The organism is Pseudoxanthomonas sp. F11 (assembly GCF_037046485.1).
GTDB lineage: Bacteria > Pseudomonadota > Gammaproteobacteria > Xanthomonadales > Xanthomonadaceae > Pseudoxanthomonas_A.
On sequence record NZ_JBANLZ010000001.1, the window covers coordinates 531031 to 545456 of the forward strand.

A 14426-nucleotide genomic window follows, 5' to 3' on the forward strand; every position below is an offset into this window, starting at 1 on the left:
CTGGTTTCTTTTTCAATCAATTCAGCGGGTTACATGGCATCAGCATGGTGCCGTTGCACCCCCTCGGGGAAACCACCCGAACCTTTTTGGTGCCAAGCGCACCACCCGCCCCGGATGCACGCTCCCTTCGTGATCCGCAGGCAGCTCGATCTCCACCTCATCCCCGCCCTGCAACCTGGCGCGCAGCCGCAAGCGCGGTCCATTCCGCTGCGCATCCACGATCGTCGCCACCCATCCCGGCGCATCACCGACCAGGCGCAGGTCTTCCGGGCGCACGAACACGTCGGCTTCGCCCTCTCCCCGGGCGTCCTGCGCCTGCAGCCGAAGGCCAGCGGTATGCAACGCGCCAGCCTCCCAGTGCGCGGTCAGGCGATTGACCGCACCGACGAAGGAATAGACGAACGGCGACGCCGGTGCGTCGTAAGCCTCTGCAGGACTTCCCAATTGTTCGATGCGTCCACGATTGAGGATCGCCACGCGATCCGCCAGTTCCAGGGCTTCTTCCTGGTCGTGGGTGACGAAGATCGTAGTGAGCCCGGTGCGGTCGTGCAGTTGCCGCAGCCATCGGCGCAGGTCGCGGCGCACCTGCGCATCGAGCGCACCGAAAGGCTCGTCCAGCAGCAGCACGCGCGGCTCGATGGCCAGGGCGCGGGCGAGTGCGACGCGTTGGCGCTGGCCGCCCGACAATTGCGCCGGATAGCGTCCGCTCAGACCGTCCAGCTGCACCAGCGAGAGCAACTCGGCGACGCGGGCACGGATCGCCGCGTCGGCCACGCGTTGCTTGCCCCGCCGTACGCGCAGGCCGAAGGCGATGTTTTCTTCCACCGTCAGGTGCCGGAACAATGCGTAGTGCTGGAAGACGAAGCCCGCGCGCCGGGCCTGGACGCTCAACGAAGTGGCGTCTTCGCCATCGAACAGCACGCGTCCGCCATCGGGCTGCTCCAGGCCTGCGATCACGCGCAACAGGGTGGTCTTGCCGGAACCGGAAGGCCCCAGCAGCGCCAGCAGTTCCCCCTCGCGGATATCGAGGGTGACATCGTCCACTGCAGTGAATGTGCCGAACCGCTTCCGCAGATGCTCGATCTTGATGCTCATGATGTCGTCTCAATGCCGATGATTGGCGGCCAGCGCTTCGCCATGGCGCCATTCGAGCCAGGTCTTCAGCGCCAGCGTCAGCAGCGCGGTGAGCGCGAGCAGCGACGCCGCCGCGAAGGCCGCGCTGTACGCGTACTCGTTGTAGAGGATCTCCACGTGCAGCGGTAGCGTGTTGGTGCGGCCGCGGATATGCCCGGAGACCACGGAGACCGCGCCGAACTCTCCGAGCGCACGTGCACTGCACAGCAGCACGCCGTACAGCAATGCCCAGCGGATGTTGGGCAGGGTCACGCGCCAGAAGGTCTGCCATCCGCTGGCGCCCAGGCTGAGTGCCGCCAGTTCCTCGTCCGTTCCCTGCTGCTCCATCAGCGGCATCAGCTCGCGCGCGATGAAGGGAAACGTCACGAAGATCGTCGCCAGTACGATGCCGGGCAGCGCGAAGATGATTTTCGGCAACTGCACATGCAGCTCGCCCAACCATGGCAGCGACAGGCGCCAGCCTTCGTCGACCAACGCGTAGGCCCAGCCTTGCGCACCGAAGATCAGCACGTAGATCAGGCCCGCCACCACGGGCGACACCGCGAAGGGCAGGTCGATCAGCGTCACCAGCCAGCGTTTGCCTCGGAAGTCATGCTTGCTGACGGCCCAAGCTGCGGCCACCCCGAACACCAGGTTGAGCGGCACCACGATCGAGGTCACCAGCAGCGTCAGCTTCACGGCCGCCAGGGCGTCTGCTTCGCTGACGGCGGCGAGGAACGCCGCGGCACCGCCGCGCAGCGCTTCCACGAAGACCAGAACCAGCGGCAGCACGAGGAACGACAGCAGGAACCCCAGCGCGCCCAGCACGAGCAGCACCTGCACCCAGAGGGGCTCGCTGGTCGCGCTGCGTGGGCGCGGCGAAGCGGTGGCACGAAGCTCCACGGATGCGGACCCCGGCGGCATGGCGATGGCGGCCGAGATGGGCTCGCCCATGTCAGCCCCCCGCCCGCTTGCCGGTACGTTGCAGGCGCGCCTGCAACGTATTGATCACCAGCAGAAGCGCGAAGGACAGCAGCAGCATTGCTGCCGCGATGGCGGTGGCGCCCTCGTAGTCGAATTCCTCCAACTTGATCGTGATCAGCAGTGGTGCGATCTCGGACACGCCCGGCAGATTGCCGGCGATGAAGATGACCGAACCGTACTCGCCGACCCCCCGGGCGAACGCGAGTGCGAACCCCGCCAGCACCGCGGGCCACAAGGTCGGCAACACCACGCGTCGCACGGTCTGCCAGCGGCTGGCGCCCAACGTCGCGGCAGCCTCCTCGAGCTCCACTTCCACTTCCGCCAGCACGGGTTGCACCACGCGTACGACGAACGGCAGGCCGATGAAGACCAGCGCCACCGCAATCCCCAGCGGCGTGTAAGCCACCTTGATGCCCGCGGCTTCCAGCCACTGGCCGATCCAACCGGTCGGCCCGTACAACGCCGTCAGCGCGATGCCGGCCACCGCCGTCGGCAATGCGAATGGCAGGTCGATCATCGCGTCGAATACGCGTTTGCCCGGGAAGCGGTAGCGCACGAACACCCACGCGACCAGCGTTCCCATCACCGCGTTGAACGCCGCCGCCACCACCGCGGTGCCGAAGCTGATGCGCAATGCGGCCAGCACGCGCGGCTCGGTCCAGATCGACCACAATCCGGCGACTCCCAGACCGCTGGCCTTGAAGAACACACCGACCAGGGGGATCAGCACGATCAGCCCCAACCACAACAGCGTGTAGCCAAGACTGAGACCGAAACCGGGGATGATGCGCCGGGTACGCGCCCTTTGCGGCAGGGGGGGCGACACGACCGCCATGACTACTTCGCCTGGATCTGGTCGAATACGCCGCCGTCGGCGAAATGCGTGGCCTGCGCCTTCGCCCATGAACCGAAGACGCCGTTGATCGTCACCAGCTCCAGCTTGGGGAAGCGCGCGACGTCCTCCGGCGCGGCGTACTGCGGATAGCGCGGACGGTAGTAGTGCTTGGCCGCAAGCCGCTGTCCAGTCGGCGAATACAGGTACTTCAGGTAGGCCTGCGCGACCTCGCGGGTGCCGTGCTTGTCGACGTTGCGGTCGACCAGCGCCACCGGCGGCTCGGCCAGGATCGACAGCGACGGCACGACGATGTCGAACTTGTCCGGTCCCAGTTCCTCGATCGACAGAAACGCCTCGTTCTCCCACGCCAGCAGCACGTCCCCGATACCGCGCTGGACGAAGGTGGTGGTGGCGCCGCGCGCGCCGGTATCGAGCACGGGCACGTTGCGGAACAGCGCACGCACGAAGTTGCGCGTCTTGGCCTCGTCGCCCTTGAAGATCTTCAGACCGTAGGCCCAGGCGGCGAGGTAGTTCCAGCGCGCGCCGCCGGACGTCTTCGGATTCGGCGTGATCACCGACACACCGGGCTTCAGCAGGTCGTGCCAGTCGCGGATCTTCTTCGGGTTGCCCTTGCGCACCAGGAACACGATGGTCGAGGTATAAGGCGCACTGTTCTCGGGCAGGCGCGACTGCCAGTTCGCCGGCAACAGCTTGGCGCGCTGGGAGATCGAGTCGATGTCGTAGGCCAGCGCCAGGGTCACCACATCGGCCTCGAGACCGTCGATGACCGAGCGGGCCTGCTTGCCGGAACCGCCATGCGAGGTTTCGATGCTGACGTTATGCTGCTTCGTCTTCTGCCAGTCCGCGGCGAAGGCGGTGTTGAACTCGCGGTAGAACTCACGTGTCGGATCGTACGACACGTTCAACAGCTTGACGTCCTTGGCGTCGGCGGCGGCGGCGACGGTCAGGCCGAAGGCCAGCAGGGCGTTGCGAAGATGAGGACGGAGGGAAATCTTCATGGGTTGTCTCCGGGAATCAGAAGGCGACCTGGAGTCGCGAGAACACGGCTTTTTCGTCTTCACGGTCCGCGCCCGCGGCGGCCCCGCCCTCGAACTGCGTGTCGAGATAATTGACGACCAGCTTCAGGTTGCTGGTGAGGTACCAGTTGACGCCTAGCGTCCAGGATCTCGCACGGCGCGCGGACACTGCAGCATCGGCGAACACCGGGAAGGCGCGATCATCGATCTCCAGTGTCCCGTAGCGACCGATCAGTTCCCACGCACCCCAAGCGCCCTTGCCCGGATTGAAGGGATGCGAAGGCTTCACCACGCCGCGATAGCTGGCGTCTTCGCCGGTCAGCACCCAACTGGCGGTCGCCTGCCAGGCGGTGTTCTCAACATCGGCGCGCGTGCCTGCTGCTGCGCCGCTGGTGACCAGCAGTTCCTGCTTGGACGCGATGTATTCGGCAAGTAGACCGAAACGGCCTCGGTAGAGATAGCCCTGCGGCGAGATCCGGCTGTGTTCGCCGTCGGCGGCCACCGCCGTGCGGTAGTTGAAGAACTGGGCCTGCCCCTGCGTGCGGTAGCGCGGCAGGAAGTTATTGCCCGTGCCCTGCTTGTCGCCGATGCTGCCGGCGATGCCGAAGCCGAGCCCCGACCACGAACCACTGGTGTTCTTGAAGGGCTCGAAGAAAATCCGGCCGGCGTATTCGAACTCGTCGTCCGGATTGGTCGTGGCCGCGTCGCGGCCATCCGGCGCACCGTTGTAGACGCCCGCCACGTAACTGACGCGCCCTTCGGCGAACTCGCCCTGCGCCTGGACACCGAGGTCGCGATTGGGCGCCAGTTCGGTCGGGAAGCTGCGCTCGATCAGCGCGATCGCGCCACCCGACTGCAACCGTTCCAGCCCGATCGGCCCCTTCACCTTGCCTGCGCGCAACGTGAACGCGGGGTCGAGCTTCACGTCGACATAGGCATCGACGATGGTGGAGCTGTCGCCGGCGAGCTCGGGCGTCAGCCGGAAGGCGACCAGCTTGCCCAGCGAGCCTTCGATCGTCGGTCGAATGCGGCGGAACAGGAACGTGTCGTTCTGGGACACCGCACTGTCATCGAAGAAGAAGCGCGCATCGCCCTGAACCAGTCCCCGCAGCTTGAACTCGAAATCGCCATTGGCGGACTTCAGCGACACGCCCTTGTCGTTCACCGCGAGCACCGGCGCGTCCTTGGCCTTGATCGCCGTTTCTTCCTGCTGCAATTCGAGGCGGCGCTCCAGGATGCGCAAGCGCTGGTCCAGATCCCCCAACGTGGCCGGCCCGGTTTCGCCCTCGGCCGCTACCGGCGCCGGCGCATCGCCGACGCGCTGCTCCAGAGCCTCCAGGCGTTTCAGCAGCTCCTGTACGGTCGGCTGGCTTTGGGCCGAAGCCGGCATGGCCAGCGAACAGGCCAGCGCACCCAGGATGGCGACGCCCTTGCCCTTCCGCTCGCCGAGCCCTGGAGGTATCCGCATGACCACATGTCCCCGAAATGGCCGCTGTGGGCCGGAGAGGCGATGCTGCGGGCGCACATGCAGGTGGGGAAATGAGGAAACGGCGGACGCTTATTCCCGCGCTGCATAACGGCGGGGGGACGGTCGGAGTGGACGGGTAGAATGGCCGCTTTCCCGGATACCCACCCTCATGTCCCATCCGCTGACCGCCCACTACGCCGCCACCCTGGACGAGATCCGCGCCCAGGGCCTGTTCAAGTCCGAACGCATCATCACCGGCCCCCAGTCGGCCGAGATCACCCTGGAGGACGGCCGCACGGTCCTGAATTTCTGCGCCAACAACTACCTGGGCCTGGCCGACCACCCCGACATCATCCAGGCGGCGATGGATGCCCTGGACACGCACGGCTTCGGCATGGCGTCGGTGCGCTTCATCTGCGGCACCCAGGACCTGCACAAGCAACTGGAGAAGACGATCGCCGACTTCTTCGGCACCGAGGACACGATCCTCTACGCCGCCTGCTTCGACGCCAACGGCGGCCTGTTCGAGCCGCTGCTGGGCGAGGATGACGCGATCATCTCGGACGCGCTGAACCATGCCTCGATCATCGACGGCGTGCGGCTGTGCAAGGCCAAGCGCTTCCGCTACGCCAACTGCGACATGGCCGACCTGGAAGCCCAGTTGCAGGCCGCCGATGCGGCCGGCTGCAGGACCAAGCTGATCACCACCGACGGCGTGTTCTCGATGGACGGCTTCATCGCGCCGCTGGACGAGATCACCGCGCTGGCGAAGAAGTACGGCGCCCTTGTCCACATCGACGAATGCCATGCCACCGGCTTCCTAGGCGCGACGGGCCGCGGCTCGGCCGAAGTGAAAGGCGTGATGGACCGGATCGACATCTTCACCGGCACGCTGGGCAAGGCGATGGGCGGCGCGCTGGGCGGGTTCACGACGGCGCGCAAGGAGGTGGTCGAACTGCTGCGTCAGCGCTCGCGGCCCTACCTGTTCTCCAACTCGTTGCCGCCGCATGTCGTGGCGGCGGGCATCAAGGCCTTCGAAATGCTGTCCTCGGCCGGCGAGCTGCGCGAGCAGTTGCGCGAGAACACGGCGTACTTCCGCGAGCGCATGACGGCGGCGGGTTTCGACATCAAGCCGGGCGTGCATCCCATCAGCCCGGTGATGCTGTACGACGCCCCGCTGGCGCAGCGCTTCGCCGAGCGCCTCTTGGAAGAAGGCATCTACGCGATCGGCTTCTTCTTCCCGGTGGTGCCGAAGGGGCAGGCACGCATCCGCACGCAAATGAGCGCGGCGCACACGCGCGAGCACCTGGATCGCGCCATCGACGCGTTCATCCGCATCGGACGCGAGCTGGGCGTCCTGGCGGCCTGACGGAACGGGCGCGCGCGGGGTTCAGCGCGCGCGCCTGGCGGTGGCCGACGCTTTCGGCCGCGTCGGTGCACCCTTGGCCACGCGGATGCCGCGCGCCTTCATCCAGGCGTCGAACTCTTCGGCCGTCATCTTGCGGCCGTTCTGCTGCATGTCGAAGCGATGGCCATGCGGCCCTGGTGCGACGGTGACAACGGCATCCTTGGGCGCGCTCTTGGCGGTGGTGCCCGGCGCATGGCTGGCGCACCCCGCCAGCAGGCCGAGCGCGAGCAGCAGGGCGCAACGCGCCGGCAGGCGCGCAATCAGATTCGACATGTCATTCCCCAAGTTTCAGCCCGGAACGAGTGTAGGCAGATGCCTGCGTACGGAACCCGGACGGTGGTCGCGCAATCAGCGCCCGCCTGTCGGCGCCAGCGCATCACGTTCATGCGCATCGAGCAGGCGCCAGGCGCCCTTGGCGAGCGCGCCCAGTTCGATGGGGCCGATCGCCACGCGCACCAGCCGCAGCACGCGGACATCGAAGGCTTCGAGCAGGCGCCGGATCTGCCGGTTGCGACCTTCCTCCAGCACGATCTCCAGCCACGCGTTGCGTTCGCCCGCACGCAGCAGTCGCGCATCGCGCGCCGAGAGGTGTTCGCCGCCCACCTCAACCCCCGTCCGCAGCGCTTCCAGCAAGGAGGCGTCCGGCACACGGTCGACCTGGACGTGATAGGTCTTGTCCGCACCCTGGGCCGGGTCGGTGATGCGGGCGGCCCACGCGGGATCGTTGGTGAACAACAGCAACCCTTCACTGGCCTTGTCCAGCCGCCCGACCGGCGCGAGCCATGGCAGGCCTGCGTCCTCCAGGCATCGGTAGACGGTGTCGCGCCCCTGTTCGTCCCGGGTCGTCGTGACCAGGCCACGCGGCTTGTTGAGCATCAGGTAGTGGCGCGGCGCGACGGCCGGCTCGTGGCCATCCACTCGCACGACGGCGCGGCCCGCGATGACGGGAAACTCCGGATCGCGCACGACGCGCCCGTCCACCGAAACGCGTCCTTCCGCGATCCAGCGCGCCGCCTCGGTGCGCGAGCACACGCCCTGCTTGGACAGCACGCGGGCCAGTCCATGCCGGACGCCCGGCTGCGTCCTGTCGCGCATGGGCGCACGCGTGCGCGACGGCACGCGCGAATCACGGGGCGGGCGCGGCGCGGGCATTGCGTGGATGCAAGCGGAACGGCCGGAGTGCCGGCCGTCGCGGGATCAGTTCTTCTTCGCCGGCTCGGCCGGCGCCGGTGCGGCGGCCGGCGCACCCGGCGCCTTGACGACACGGACGCCGCGCGACTTCATCCAGGCATCGAATTCGTCGGCGGTCATGCGCTTGCCGTTCTGGCTCATGTCGAAGCGCCATGGCGTATTGTCGTGCGCCGTCTTGGGCTGGTATGCCGCCGGGCTGTTGGCGACGGCAGCGGCCGGCGCGCCGGTCGGCGCGGGCAGCGCCTTGGCCACGTTGCGGCAGCCTTCGATGCGCAGGCGCAACAGGACGCGATCGACCGATTGGGCTTCATCGAACGCATGCGAGGCCAGCACGCCCGAAGGTGCGCCAAGCTGCGTTGCGACGGCGGTGAATTCGGGCGCGACCGGTGCGATCACCGTGGCCGGTGTCTTCAACGGAGCCGGGACCAGCCCACTCGCGCAGTCCGGTGCGGCGTAGGCCGTGGGAACGGCGGCGATGCACAGCAGGCTGGCGAACACGTGACGGCGCATCGGGCGACTCCTGAATCTTTTCCAAGTGCCGCGAGTGTAGGCAGCGTGTCGGGGCATGGCAAGAAAATGCACGGCCACGCGCGCGCCGGTGCGCAAAGGCGGCGCTCGGTCACGCAAGGCGCGCGAAGCGCGCCAAAAAAGAAGCCCGGCGCGAGGCCGGGCTTCCCACTACTGCGGTTGAGCGTCCGATCAGTTCTGGACGTTCAGTTCCGTACGACGGTTGCGCTCGCTCTTGCAGCCCGGCAGGGTCTGCGCGGTCGGCTCCAGCGGGCGGCTCTCGCCGTAACCGATCGGGCCCACCAGACGCGAAGCGTCCACGCCGTTGCTGGTCAGGTAGTCGTACACGGCCTGCGCACGACGCTGCGACAGCGACTGGTTGTAGGCGTCCGCACCGCACAGGTCGGTGTGGCCGGCCACTTCGACGCGCAGGTCGGGGTAGCGCTTCAGGATCTCGGCGGCTTCGCTCAGGATCGCGACCGCGTCCGGACGCAGCGTCGACTTGTCGAAGTCGAAGTTCACGCCCTTCAGGTCGATCGAGACCTGCACCGGGCAGCCGTCCGGACCGATGGTCTGGCCAGCCTGCGAACCGGGGCACTTGTCGTCGCAGTTGTTGACACCGTCGCCGTCGTCGTCCAGGTCGGCGCAGGTGGTGGTCGGGGCCGGAGCCGGAGCCGGAGCGGCTTCCGCCTTCGGACCCAGCGGGATCACGACGCCGATCGAAGCCAGCACGTCGCCGAAGTAGCTCTCTTCCTGCTGATGGATGCCACCCTCGGCGGTGTAGCTCTGGTCGTCGAAGTCGGCGCGGTAGGCCACTTCGGCGCGCACGGCGACGCGCTTGTCGAAGGTGGTCTGCAGGCCCACGCCCAGCTTGGCGGCCAGGTTGTTGTCACGACGCTGCGCCGGGGAGTCCGGGCTGTTGATCACGTACTCTTCTTCCGAACGCTGCATGCCCAGGCCCGCCACGATGTACGGGTTCCAGCCACGGCCTTCCTGGATGAAGTGGCGACGCAGGTCCATCGAGATGCCGTACTGGCTCCAGTTCAGGTCCTTGTTGAAGTCGAAGCTCGGGTTCTGGTAGTTCAGCTCGCCGTCCAGCGACCAGTTCGGGCTGATGAACTTGCCAAGGCCCAAGGTCAGGAACTGGGTGTCTTCAGTGCGACGGTCGGAATCCTGCTGGTTCCAGCCTGCGGAGCCGGTCAGGTACCAACGGTCGTCGAATTCCTGCGCCATCGCGGTGTTCGCGAGGCTCAGGCCGCCGAGCAGCGCGGCGCAGAGAATCTTCTTGTTCATTTGCAGCTCCTTTCCTTGTAAAAGTTCAGTTGTGAGAAACCGAAGGGCTTCGTGGTGACGCGGATTCCGGCACTTCTAGTTGTTATTCGAGGCGACAGGCACCCGTCGCCTTGCTGAACAGATTATGCGGGGGTACGTGAAGACTGTGTTAACGGTACCATAACAAGTTGGGAAAGGTTAACACTCTTCCCGCGAACTGGCACGGATTCGTGTGGGTTGGAGGCACCCCGTCTTTCAAGTCACATTATGGTGACGCATCGATCCACGCGCGCGCCTTGGCTGGCGCGCCCGCGGACCGCAAGCTGTGGCGATGGACCCGACGCCCACCTCCCCGCCTCCCAGCCTGTTCGTTTCGCATGGCTCGCCCATGCTGGCGGTCGAAGACACCCCCACCGGCCGCTTCCTGGACGGGCTGGGAGAGCGCCTGCCGCGCCCGCGGGCCATCGTGGTGGCGTCCGCTCACTTCACCCATGCACGGCCCACCGTCACCGCCACGCCCTCACCGGAAACGATCCACGATTTCGGCGGGTTCCCGGAGGCGCTTTATCGGATCCAGTACCCGGCGCCGGGCGCTCCGGGTCTGGCGGACGACATCGCGACGCATCTGCGCGACGCCGGCTTTACCGCCCAGGTGGATGGGCATCACGGATTGGATCATGGCGTCTGGGTGCCGCTCCGGCGGATGTATCCCGATGCCGGGATCCCCGTGATCGCACTGTCGGTCGATCCGTCACAGACCGCCGAGTGGCACTACCGACTGGGGCATGCCCTGGCGCCACTGCGCAGGCAGGGTGTGCTGGTGGTCGGGTCCGGCGGGTTTTCGCACAACCTGCGCGCTCTGGACTGGCAGCACGCGCACGCAGCGCCCTACCCCTGGGTGACTGCGTTCACCGATGCGCTGCGTGATCGGCTGCTGGCGGGCGACATCGCCGGCGCGCTGGACTGGACCGCCCTGCCCGAGGCGCACCGCAACCATCCGACGACAGAGCATCTATTCCCCTTGTACGTGGCGCTGGGCGCAGGGGGTGCGCGCGCCAGGGGACGGCTGCTCCACCGCGACGTGGAAATGGGGGGTCTGGCCTTGGACGCCTTCGCCTTCGAAGCCGTCTGATCAACCCGGCAGACCGCGCTCCCACGGCGGGTCGTCGCCGAACTGCTCGATCAGGAAGTCGGTGAAGGCCCGCACGCGCGGTGGCACCAGGCGGCGCTGCGGCATCACCGCACTGATCGCGGTGGTGGCAAGCGGGTAGTCCGGCAGCAGCACCTCGAGCCGGCCGGCGCGCAGATCGTCGGCGACGTGCCACAGCGAATGAATCACGATGCCCTCGCCCGCCAGCGAGGCATCGCGCAGGACTTCTCCGAAGTTGCTCTCGAAGCGTCCCTGCACCCGCACCGCGACTTCGCCGCCCGTCGGCGTGCCCAGCCGCCACACATCCTGCCGGCCGCCGCGGCCGAACAGCAGCAGGCAGTCATGATCGGCGAGTTCGCCGGGCGTGCGCGGCCGTCCACGCCGGCGCAGGTAGTCGGGCGAGGCGCAGACCACGCGGCGATTGGGTGCGATCCGCCGCGCGACCAGACGCGAATCCTCCAGCGCACCAATGCGGATCGCCAGGTCGAAGCCCTCGCTGACCAGGTCCACCACGTTGTCGCTCAGATGGATGCTGAGACGCAGCTTCGGGTGCCGCGCGAGGAAGGCCGGCAGCAGCGGCGACACGTACTGCCGTCCGAACGAGGCGGACATCGTCATCCGCAGGGTGCCGGCGATCTCCTGCGCCGCTTCGCGCAGGCCGGTGCCCAGCGTCTCCAGCTCCTCCACCAGCACCCGTCCCTGCTCGGCGAGCGCGGCGCCCTCCGGCGTGGGATGCAGGCGACGTGTCGTCCGGTGCAGCAGGCGCACGCCCAGCTCCTTCTCCAGTCGTTTCAGGCGCTGGCTGGCCACGGCGACCGAAAGATCCAGGCTGTGGGCTGCTGCGGTGATCGACCCGAGATCGAGCACGCGCAGGAACAGGGCCAAGTCGCCGACACGGTCCATTATCAACAAACCATTGATAGTGATTCGGCATATTCACTGTTTTTCTTCATCAAGGGAAGGCGCACGCTGCGCGCCTCGTTCTTCTACCCAGCCACTCCCATGCCACCCACTCCCTCCTCCCGGCTGCCGTCGGGCCTGTACGCGCTCACCGCCGGCGCCTTCGGCATCGGCACTACCGAGTTCGTCATCATGGGCCTGCTGATGCAGGTCGCCGCCGACCTGCAGGTCTCCATCGCGGCCGCGGGCCTGTTGATCTCCGGCTACGCGCTGGGCGTGTTCGTCGGCGCGCCTGTGCTCACGGCGGCCACTCAACGGATGCCGCGCAAGGCGGTGCTGGTCGCGCTGATGGTCGTGTTCACGCTGGGCAACCTGGCCTGTGCGCTCGCGCCGAACTACGAGTTGCTGATGGCGGCCCGCGTGGTGACCTCGCTGGCGCACGGCACGTTCTTCGGGGTGGGCGCGGTCGTGGCGACCGGCTTGGTCAGCAAAGACCGCAAAGCGTCCGCTATTTCCATCATGTTCACCGGCCTGACCGTCGCCACGCTGCTCGGTGTGCCCGCGGGCGCCTGGCTGGGGCTGGAATACGGCTGGCGCGCCACCTTCTTGGCCGTGACCGCCATCGGCGTGTTCGCCACCGTCATCATCGCCACCCTGGTGCCGGCCGATCACAGCGCGCCCGCGCCGCTTTCGTTCCGCGATGAGTTGCGGGCGGTCGGCCGTCCGCAGGTGCTGCTGGGCCTGTCGATGACCGTGCTGGGTTTCGGTGGCATGTTCACCGTCTACACCTACATCCAGCCACTGCTGACCCAGGTGACCGGCTTCGCCGACGCGGCCGTCTCGCCGATCCTGCTGGTGTTCGGCGTCGGCATGATCCTCGGCAACCTGCTGGGCGGCCGCTTCGCCGATCGTCGCCTGGCCACCGCCCTGCTCGGCACGCTCGCGGCGCTCGCCTTGGTGATGGGTGTGATGAGCTTCGCCCTGCACAGCCGATGGGCGATGATCCTGTTCACCGGCCTGCTGGGTGCCGCGGCGTTCGCGACGGTGTCGCCGCTGCAGCTGTGGGTGCTCCAGAAGGCCCGCGAAGCGCAGAGCCTGGCGTCCAGCCTCAACATCGGTGCCTTCAACCTCGGCAACGCGCTCGGCGCGTGGCTGGGCGGCGTGGTGATCTCGCAGGGCCCGGGCCTGTCGGCGTTGCCGTGGGTCGCCGCGCTGGTGCCGGCCTCCGCTTTCGCCGTCGCCTTATGGGCGCTCGCGCTGGAGCGCCGACAGCGCTTTGCGCTCGCCGCCGACTGCGCCTGATACCCCCATCGTCCCATCGCTCTGCGCGTCGCATCATGGCGGCACGCGTCCTGATTCCCCCACGAGGATCCCTCATGAAAGCCGTCGCCCTGACCCGTTACCTGCCCATCGACGATCCGCAATCGCTGGTGGACGTCGAACTCGAAAAACCCACGGCCACAGGCCACGACATCCTCGTGCGCGTGGAAGCCGTGTCGGTGAACCCGGTCGACACCAAGGTGCGCGCGCCGAAGCCGCAGATCGAGGCGCAACCGAAGGTGCTGGGTTACGACGCCGCCGGCGTGGTGGAAGCCGTCGGCGAGGCGGTGACGCGCTTCAAGTCGGGCGACGCGGTCTACTACGCGGGCGACATCACCCGCCCCGGCAGCAATGCGCAGTTCCAGCTGGTCGACGAACGCATCGTCGGCCGCAAGCCCGCGTCGCTGGACTTCGCGCAGGCCGCTGCTTTGCCGCTGACGACCATCACGGCATGGGAGCTGCTGTTCGACCGCATGCCTTACGCCCTCGAGGGCGGCGGTGCTGGCAAGTCTCTGCTCGTCATCGCCGGCGCGGGTGGCGTGGGCTCGATCGCGATCCAGCTGGCGAAGCGCGCCGGCTTCACCGTGATCGCCACCGCCTCGCGGCAGGACACCATCGACTGGTGCATGTCGCTGGGAGCGGACCATGTGATCAACCATCGCCAGGCGCTGGGTCCGCAGCTGAAGGCGCTGGGCTTCGACAGCATCGATGCCGCCCTGAACCTGGCCGATACCGACCGCTACTGGACCGAACTGGGCGACCTGCTGGCGCCGCTGGGCCACGTCGGCCTGATCGTCGAACCCAAGGGCGAACTGCGGATCGGCGACCCCTACAAGGCCAAGAGCATCGGCATCCACTGGGAAATGATGTTCGCCCGCCCGCGCTTCCGTACCGCCGACATGGGCGAACAGGGCGCACTGCTGGACCGCGTGGCGGACCTGATAGACGCCGGTGATGTGCGCGGCACGCTGACTGGCACGCTGTCGCCGATCAATGCGGCGAACCTGCGCGAAGCCCATCGCCGGCTGGAATCCGGCACCACCATCGGCAAGCTGGTGCTCGCCGGCTGGTAGAGCTGCCGCCGTCGGGCATGGGGGACGGAAAGGGCGCCGGCAGCCGGGTGGGAACAGCTACCGGCGCCCCGGCGACTTGCGATATCGTGGCTGGCCGCAGCGCGCTCCGGCGCGATCCGCCCGCCTTTCCGATCCCGCCATGCCCTTTTCCCCGGCGCTGCCGCGCCC

The 14426-nt window shown here is 67.6% G+C and carries 14 protein-coding genes; 4 read left to right on the forward strand and 10 right to left on the reverse strand.

Going from position 1 to position 14426, the window contains the following annotated elements:
- Positions 1 to 39: 39 nt before the first annotated feature.
- Genes V8246_RS02680 through V8246_RS02700 form a run of 5 tightly spaced genes read right to left on the reverse strand, consistent with a single transcriptional unit; the run spans position 40 to position 5437 of the window.
- The gene (locus V8246_RS02680; protein WP_336187811.1) at positions 40 to 1095 is read right to left on the reverse strand and encodes a TOBE-like domain-containing protein; all 1056 of its coding nucleotides are present in this window, start codon (positions 1093 to 1095) and stop codon (positions 40 to 42) included.
- 9 nt (positions 1096 to 1104) lie between these two features.
- On the reverse strand, positions 1105 to 2067 hold the full coding sequence (cysW, locus tag V8246_RS02685) for a sulfate ABC transporter permease subunit CysW (RefSeq protein ID WP_336187812.1): 963 nt from the start codon (positions 2065 to 2067) through the stop codon (positions 1105 to 1107).
- 1 nt (position 2068) lies between these two features.
- On the reverse strand, positions 2069 to 2932 hold the full coding sequence (gene cysT, locus V8246_RS02690) for a sulfate ABC transporter permease subunit CysT (protein ID WP_336187813.1): 864 nt from the start codon (positions 2930 to 2932) through the stop codon (positions 2069 to 2071).
- 2 nt (positions 2933 to 2934) lie between these two features.
- Positions 2935 to 3951, reverse strand: a complete 1017-nt coding sequence (locus tag V8246_RS02695) for a sulfate ABC transporter substrate-binding protein (RefSeq protein WP_336187814.1) — start codon at positions 3949 to 3951, stop codon at positions 2935 to 2937.
- Between the two features lie 16 nt (positions 3952 to 3967).
- Positions 3968 to 5437 (reverse strand): porin, encoded by a 1470-nt coding sequence (locus V8246_RS02700; RefSeq protein WP_336187815.1) that lies wholly within the window; start codon positions 5435 to 5437, stop codon positions 3968 to 3970.
- A 169-nt stretch (positions 5438 to 5606) separates the two neighbouring features.
- On the opposite strand from V8246_RS02700, the gene kbl reads away from it, so the two are divergent.
- A complete protein-coding gene (kbl, locus tag V8246_RS02705; RefSeq protein WP_336187816.1) occupies positions 5607 to 6806 on the forward strand; it encodes a glycine C-acetyltransferase in 1200 nt (399 codons plus the stop codon).
- Positions 6807 to 6827: 21 nt separating this feature from the next.
- Here the strand turns inward: kbl and V8246_RS02710 are convergent, their stop codons facing one another.
- The 4 genes from V8246_RS02710 to V8246_RS02725 all read right to left on the reverse strand — a co-directional run bounded on the left by V8246_RS02710 (position 6828) and on the right by V8246_RS02725 (position 9836).
- The gene (locus tag V8246_RS02710; RefSeq protein WP_336188345.1) at positions 6828 to 7118 is read right to left on the reverse strand and encodes a hypothetical protein; all 291 of its coding nucleotides are present in this window, start codon (positions 7116 to 7118) and stop codon (positions 6828 to 6830) included.
- Positions 7119 to 7193: 75 nt separating this feature from the next.
- Positions 7194 to 7940, reverse strand: coding sequence for a pseudouridine synthase (locus V8246_RS02715; protein WP_336187817.1), 747 nt, complete (start codon positions 7938 to 7940; stop codon positions 7194 to 7196).
- A gap of 102 nt (positions 7941 to 8042) precedes the next feature.
- Positions 8043 to 8546: a hypothetical protein gene (locus V8246_RS02720; protein WP_336187818.1), complete on the reverse strand. Its 504-nt coding sequence runs from the start codon at positions 8544 to 8546 to the stop codon at positions 8043 to 8045.
- Between the two features lie 189 nt (positions 8547 to 8735).
- Positions 8736 to 9836, reverse strand: coding sequence for an OmpA family protein (locus V8246_RS02725; protein WP_336187819.1), 1101 nt, complete (start codon positions 9834 to 9836; stop codon positions 8736 to 8738).
- Between the two features lie 310 nt (positions 9837 to 10146).
- On the opposite strand from V8246_RS02725, the gene V8246_RS02730 reads away from it, so the two are divergent.
- Positions 10147 to 10947 (forward strand): class III extradiol ring-cleavage dioxygenase, encoded by an 801-nt coding sequence (locus V8246_RS02730; RefSeq protein ID WP_336187820.1) that lies wholly within the window; start codon positions 10147 to 10149, stop codon positions 10945 to 10947.
- Here V8246_RS02730 and V8246_RS02735 read toward each other — a convergent pair whose 3' ends face one another.
- On the reverse strand, positions 10948 to 11868 hold the full coding sequence (locus V8246_RS02735) for a LysR substrate-binding domain-containing protein (RefSeq protein ID WP_336188319.1): 921 nt from the start codon (positions 11866 to 11868) through the stop codon (positions 10948 to 10950).
- 99 nt (positions 11869 to 11967) lie between these two features.
- Between V8246_RS02735 and V8246_RS02740 the strand changes: the two genes are divergently transcribed.
- Together V8246_RS02740 and V8246_RS02745 are read left to right on the forward strand one after the other, a co-directional pair.
- Positions 11968 to 13167, forward strand: a complete 1200-nt coding sequence (locus tag V8246_RS02740; RefSeq protein WP_336187821.1) for an MFS transporter — start codon at positions 11968 to 11970, stop codon at positions 13165 to 13167.
- A 74-nt stretch (positions 13168 to 13241) separates the two neighbouring features.
- Positions 13242 to 14258 (forward strand): zinc-binding alcohol dehydrogenase family protein, encoded by a 1017-nt coding sequence (locus tag V8246_RS02745; protein WP_336187822.1) that lies wholly within the window; start codon positions 13242 to 13244, stop codon positions 14256 to 14258.
- Positions 14259 to 14426: the final 168 nt, after the last annotated feature.